Raw genomic sequence first — 4,365 nt, forward strand, 5'->3', positions numbered from 1 at the left:
AAGGCGAAGTCGTAGTGCTCCAGCGTCTTCACCGCCGGGAAGGCGGCCATCTTCAACAGCGTCTGGCGCGAACGCTCGGCCCGGGCATCGGCTTCGGCGCTCAGCAACGTCTCGAGAAAGTCGGCAAAGCTCGCCTCGCCGTTGGCCGCCCGCTGCGCGAGGTGCGACCAATCGCTGCCGATGCGTTCGAGCTTGAGGCCCTGGCACAGCTCGCTGATGCGGTCGTGCTGCAAGTTCATGGGCGGGCCTCCAACAGCTGGTCATACACGGACAAGGGATGCTGCAGGCTCTCATGCGGTAACGCGCGCCCCGGCCGCAACGCCGGTACCGGAACGATGCTGGTGGTCGTCGCCGGCAGCGGTAACAGGACCCCGCGCTCCTCGGCCAGTCGCATCGCCGGCGGCACGCCGGTGGTGCCATGCACCCGCTGATGGGCGATCTCATCGAGCCAGCGGCCGATGTGGGCATTGGCCGTCGGCACGTCCAGGATCAATCCGGCGCTCTTGAGCGTGGCGGCCAACGGCGTGATGAAGCTGCCCTTGAGATAGCCGTTGAAGCGCTCGACCTTGCCCTTGGTCTTGGCCCGGTAGGGGCGACAGACCCGAGGGCGAAAGCCGTACTCCTCGGCCAGCGCCGCCAGGGCCGGATGCCAGCGATGCCGGCCGTCACCGTAGGCGTCGCGCTCGGTAATGATGGTGCCGGCGTTATCGAACAGCGCCTCTTCGGGGACGCCGCCAAAGTAGACAAACGCCTCACGCAGGCCGGTCAGCCATGCCTCGCTGTCCTCGCGTGTCGAGAAGCGCACGAAGGTCGCTCGGCTGTAGCCGAGTGTCGCAACGAAGGCCTTGAGCGGCTCGCGGCCGCGCCGGATCGTGGTGAAGTCGACCTGCAACTGCTTGCCCGGCGGCGTCTCGAAGCGCACGACCGGGTCCTCCGGTCGGCCCTTGAAGGGCGCCAGATAAGCCTTTAGCTGGCTGATGCCGCCGGCGTAGCCTTGCGCCTGAATCTCACGCATCAGCACGGTCGCCGGAATCCAGTGCGGGCGGGCCGCCGCGATACGTCCCTGAAGATAGGGCTTGAAGGCGTCGAGCTTGCCGGGTCGCGGCGCTCGCGCCTTATAGCGTGGCAAGTCCTTCTCGCCCCGCAGGTACTTGCGGACGGTATTGCGCGAGAGCCCCAGCTCCCGGGCGATCGCCTTGATGCCATGCCCCTGACGGGCCAACACTTTGATCTCCACTGACTGCTCCTGGGTCAACATCTCGGCGGCTCAAAAGCCACCATCTTCGCCCAGAGGGGTCAAATTTACCTCGGCGTCAGGGGGTCAGTTTTACATTGGCGATGACAGGAAGGCAGCCGGTTGCCGGCACATCGCACCCTGTGCGGCCAACTGGGCGTGGCACGCGACACTCTGGCACAGGCAATGCGCCACTTGCTTGAGGAGGGCTATATCATCACCGGACAAGGGCAGGGCACCTGGACCCGGCGCCCCGGAACATTGCGTCAGGCATCACTGCCAGGCATGGCGCAGCTCTCCGCTCGCGCGACGGAAATACTTCAGACGCCAAGCGCAAGCGCCATCCAGAGCGGTGCTTTCATGCCCGGTATCCCCGATATCACCCAGTTCCCCATGGCCAAATGGCGAGAGCTGTATGCCAGCGTAACCGTGCCACGCAATGCGCTATTGTTGTCATACTCTGGCGGCGGTTACGGTCCGCTAAAGCGAGCGATACGTGACTTTCTCTGGCGATGGCGACGCCTGACCTGCGATACCGACCAGATCATCATTACCGACGGGACCCACAACGGCATCGAACTGTGTGCTCTGGCACTGACCGATGTGGGAGATCGAATCCTGATGGAATCGCCTTGCTACTGGGGGGCTCGTAACATTTTCACTGCCGTAGGTGCAAAGGTTGAGCTCCTGACCTGGTACCCCGAAACGGGGCATGTGCAGCGAAGTTCTACGCAGCCGGTGCAGCTAGCCTATTTCACCGGATCGCATCACTATCCGCTGAGCATTAAGACGTCACGGGCCCATCGCCAGTCGATGTGTGATGCCATGCAGCCCCGCTACATCCTGGAGGATGACTACGAATTCACCGGAGAGGACAGCGCCCCTCTGATGTTCGATGGCCGCTCCAGCCAGCACTTGCTGGTGGGTTCATTTTCCAAGTTAATGTTTCCAGGCCTGCGGCTCGGCTATCTGGTCGCCCCACATGGCCTGGTTGATGCACTAAACCGGCTGCGTAGCGAAGTATTCCGAGAGGGGCGGCTGCTAGATCAGGCGGCACTTGCCCAATTCCTTGCCGAAGGCGAGCTGGATGCCTGGTACCGGCGCATCCAGCGAGAGTACCTGGCTCGCCAGCAAGTCATGCACGACCAGTTGATTCAGGTCCCGGGTGTTATCGATGTTTCCCCGCCGTGCCACTCGATCAGCCTGTGTGTGCAGTTTTCACCGGAAGTGGATGATCGTCGTATCGCTCGTAATCTTCTGCAATCACACCTTATTACCCGCCCGCTGAGCCTGGTTTGTGCAGAAGATGACCCTCGCAGCGGCCTGATCCTGGGCATTGGCATGCTCTCCGGACGCACCCTGACCTCAGAATCCGTTCGCCTTCGGCACATCCTCACCCGCCTACTCAATTAGTGATTGGTCAAGTTAAAGTTAATGCTGACGCATATAGAGTGATTTTATTTAGTTCTTCGCAGATCAGCGTGAAACAGGCAGGGCCTGCACCTGAAGGCAAGATAGAGAAACGGCGGTAAATCTGATTAAGCTGATATTTGATCTTGCCCATCAGCAGTGGACACCCCGTTAAGACAGTACACTGAGACGAGGTGACCCATGACAAGGCAAGCTCCTTCGATGGAGCTATGGTGATTTCTGGTGTATGAGAGAAGGTAGGAAGGGTGGCGTATCCTGTTGATTGATCACGACCAAGATCTCAATCAACACGAGTGGATACGCCATGACCGATTCTACCCTCCGAGCCTTATCGCAGCCAGAACCCGAGGCCACCTGTCATCGCCAATGTAAAACTGACCCCCTGACGCCGAGGTAAATTTGACCCCTCTGGGCGAAGATGGTGGCTTTTGAGCCGCCGAGATGTTGACCCAGGAGCAGTCAGTGGAGATCAAAGTGTTGGCCCGTCAGGGCCATGGCATCAAGGCGATCGCCCGGGAGCTGGGGCTCTCGCGCAATACCGTCCGCAAGTACCTACGCGGCGAGAAAGACTTGCCACGCTATAAGGCGCGAGTACCGCGACCCGGCAAGCTCGACGCCTTCAAGCCCTATCTTCAGGGACGTATCGCGGCGGCCCGCCCGCACTGGATTCCGGCGACCGTGCTGATGCGTGAGATTCAGGCGCAAGGCTACGCCGGCGGCATCAGCCAGCTAAAGGCTTATCTGGCGCCCTTCAAGGGCCGACCGGAGGACCCGGTCGTGCGCTTCGAGACGCCGCCGGGCAAGCAGTTGCAGGTCGACTTCACCACGATCCGGCGCGGCCGCGAGCCGCTCAAGGCCTTCGTCGCGACACTCGGCTACAGCCGAGCGACCTTCGTGCGCTTCTCGACACGCGAGGCCAGCGAGGCATGGTTGACGGGACTGCGTGAGGCGTTTGCCTACTTTGGTGGTGTCCCCGCAGAGGCGCTGTTTGATAACGCCGGCATCATCATTACCGAACGCGATGCCTGCGGTGATGGCCGGCATCGCTGGCATCCGGCCCTGGCGGCGTTGGCCGAGGAGTACGGCTTTTGCCCTCGGGTCTGTCGCCCCTACCGAGCCAAGACCAAGGGTAAGGTCGAGCGCTTCAACGGCTACCTCAAGGGCAGCTTCATCACATCGCTGGCCGCCACGCTCAAGAGCGCCGGATTGATCCTGGACGTGCCGATGGCTAATGCCCACATCGGCCGCTGGCTCGATGAGATTGCCCATCAGCGGGTGCATGGCACCACTGGCTTGCCGCCAGCGGTGCGACTGGCCGAGGAGCGCGGGGTTCTGCTACCGCTGCCGGCGCCGATCGCCAGCGTCGTTCCGGTACCGGCGTTGCGGCCGGGGCGCGCGTTACCGCATGAGAGCTTGCAGCATCCCTTGTCCGTGTATGACCAGCTGTTGGAGGCCCGCCCATGAAAACTGCAACACGACCGCATCCGCGAGCTGTGCAAGGGCCTCAAGCTCGAACGCATCAGCAGCGATTGGTCGCACCTCGCGCAGCGGGCGGCCAGCGGCGAGGCGAGCTTTGCCGATTTTCTCGAGACGTTGCTGAGCGCCGAAGCCGATGCCCGGGCCGAGCGTTCGCGCCAGACGCTGTTGAAGATGGCCGCCTTCCCGGCGGTGAAGACGCTGGAGCACTACGACTTCGCCTT

At 62.2% G+C, this 4,365-nt stretch carries 5 protein-coding genes; 3 read left to right on the plus strand and 2 right to left on the minus strand.

Features of this window, described 5'->3' with window-relative positions; all coding sequences use genetic code 11:
* Together ACPF7Z_RS19225 and istA (ACPF7Z_RS19230) are read right to left on the minus strand one after the other, a co-directional pair.
* A partial coding sequence (locus tag ACPF7Z_RS19225; protein ID WP_425194848.1) for an ATP-binding protein occupies window positions 1-239 on the minus strand: 239 nt, incomplete at its 3' end.
* Entirely contained in the window at window positions 236-1,258 is a 1,023-nt protein-coding gene (gene istA, locus ACPF7Z_RS19230; RefSeq protein ID WP_425194849.1) for an IS21 family transposase, read from the minus strand. The genes istA (ACPF7Z_RS19230) and ACPF7Z_RS19225, both read right to left, overlap by 4 nt.
* A gap of 99 nt (window positions 1,259-1,357) precedes the next feature.
* Here istA (ACPF7Z_RS19230) and ACPF7Z_RS19235 point away from each other — a divergent pair, with 99 nt between their 5' ends.
* The 3 genes from ACPF7Z_RS19235 to ACPF7Z_RS19245 all read left to right on the plus strand — a co-directional run.
* Window positions 1,358-2,647, plus strand: coding sequence for a PLP-dependent aminotransferase family protein (locus ACPF7Z_RS19235; RefSeq protein ID WP_425194850.1), 1,290 nt, complete (start codon window positions 1,358-1,360; stop codon window positions 2,645-2,647).
* 459 nt (window positions 2,648-3,106) lie between these two features.
* Window positions 3,107-4,129: an IS21 family transposase gene (istA, locus tag ACPF7Z_RS19240; protein WP_425194851.1), complete on the plus strand. Its 1,023-nt coding sequence runs from the start codon at window positions 3,107-3,109 to the stop codon at window positions 4,127-4,129.
* A gap of 3 nt (window positions 4,130-4,132) precedes the next feature.
* A partial coding sequence (locus tag ACPF7Z_RS19245; RefSeq protein WP_425194852.1) for an ATP-binding protein occupies window positions 4,133-4,365 on the plus strand: 233 nt, incomplete at its 3' end.

The sequence above is a fragment of the Halomonas sp. GXIMD04776 genome, from assembly GCF_049808615.1.
In the GTDB taxonomy this organism is placed as follows: Bacteria; Pseudomonadota; Gammaproteobacteria; order Pseudomonadales; family Halomonadaceae; genus Modicisalibacter.

Bases quoted from the DNA above. Each gene is read 5' to 3' on its own strand.
- istA (WP_425194849.1), bottom strand. From the start codon at position 1,258: ATGTTGACCCAGGAGCAGTCAGTGGAGATCAAAGTGTTGGCCCGTCAG.
- istA (WP_425194851.1), top strand. From the start codon at position 3,107: ATGTTGACCCAGGAGCAGTCAGTGGAGATCAAAGTGTTGGCCCGTCAG.